Annotated in this window: 1 protein-coding gene; it reads left to right on the top strand. The window is 44.8% G+C overall.

Annotated features, from left to right (window positions below; all coding sequences use genetic code 11):
* Positions 1 to 79: 79 nt before the first annotated feature.
* The gene (locus tag UYC_RS0100035) at positions 80 to 1,555 is read left to right on the top strand and encodes an RNA-guided endonuclease InsQ/TnpB family protein (protein WP_235181593.1); all 1,476 of its coding nucleotides are present in this window, start codon (positions 80 to 82) and stop codon (positions 1,553 to 1,555) included.
* Positions 1,556 to 1,560: the final 5 nt, after the last annotated feature.

Below are 1,560 nucleotides of genomic sequence, written 5' to 3'. Positions count from 1 at the left end.
CAACTAGAACCGCAGGAGTCCCCCGCTGTACAACGAGCGTACTCGCAATGTTTGTCAGCGGCGGGAGGAATGCGGGTGAGTGCGGAGCTATACCCATGAGCCGATTCCGACCGCAGGGAGGATAGGCGAAGGGTATGCGACAAGCGAACAAATACCATGCTTGCACCTTGCTATCTTTGTTTTCACGCGATACAATAAATATCAGCACCTCGTGAAGAATATGCAAGTCATCACCGCCAAGCTAAAATTAAACCCCACAGCAGAGCAAAAAGAAGCCCTGCGTGAGGTTTCTTTGGCTTATAGAGATGCCTTGAATTATGCTTCGCAGGTTGCATTCGATCTGAATAAAACTAGTAGTGGTAATAAGTTACAGAAGGCTGTCTATAACGAGCTACGCGCTCGGTTTGGACTTGGAGCGCAAATGGCTTGCAACGTCCCCAGACAAGTATCTGCAACCTATAAATCCCTCTGGACTAAGGTCAAACAGAATGTCACAGCAATTAAAGCTGGACACACCAAGAAGCTTTACAAGGGACTAGATAAAGCTCCTAAATACGTTTCCCGCACTGTTACCTTAAACTACCAGCGGGACTACTCATTTAAAACCGAGCAACGAGTTAGTATTAACACGTTAAACGGTCGAGTAGTCGTACCCTACGAAGGATATAACAAGCATCTCCAGCTAATAGCTAATTGTGCGAAGATTGGCGCGGCTAAAATTGTCTATCAGCGTTCCTCCAAAACTTACTATCTGATGGTGAGTTTAGAGATAGAAGCCCCAACTATCGAGCCAACTACCATCACTAGAATTTCTGGTGTAGATGTAGGGCAACGATATTTGGCAGTAGAAGTAGACTTGCAAAACAAGGCTAAATTCTACTCTGGCAAGGCTGCTAGACATAAAGCTGACCGCTATCATAAAGCACGTAAAACCTTACAGCGTAAAGGCACTCGATCGGCAAAGCGTAGATTAATCGCTTTATCAGGTAGAGAGAGACGGTTTATCGCTGATACCAACCATCAAATCGCTAAACAAATCGCTAAACCTAATAGCTTGATTGGATTGGAAGATCTAACCGGAATACGGGATAGAACTAAATCTAAATCGGGCAAGAGGGCAAGTAAGAAACAACGAAAAGCCAATCAAAATAAAGCTAAATGGTCGTTTGCCGAATTGCATGGCTATATCGACTACAAGGCTAATTTAGTTGGTTCGTTAGCAACTAAAGTACGCGCCCACTATACTTCGCAAAGTTGTGTGAGATGTGGGCATACAAGTAAAGCTAATCGACCCAACAAAGGTTTATTGTTTCGTTGTGAATGTTGCGGTTTCGAGTTGCACGCAGATTTGTTGGGAAGTAGAAATATTGCATTAAGAACGCTGCTCGTCCGACAAGATTGGATGAGTACGGGGATCTTGTCATTATCCCCTAATGTGTCAGGTAATGAAGCCAAAGCTGAGATTCTTTCGAGGTTCTCAGAATTGCGGTGGAGCCTAGATACAAGCCCCCACTGTATTTGTGAGCCGTCAGGCGAGCAAATCAGTGGCGGGTAATTGAC

The organism is Chlorogloeopsis fritschii PCC 6912, assembly GCF_000317285.1.
Taxonomy (GTDB): Bacteria; Cyanobacteriota; Cyanobacteriia; order Cyanobacteriales; family Nostocaceae; genus Chlorogloeopsis; species Chlorogloeopsis fritschii.
This window is presented reverse-complemented; position numbering and strand designations above follow the sequence as displayed.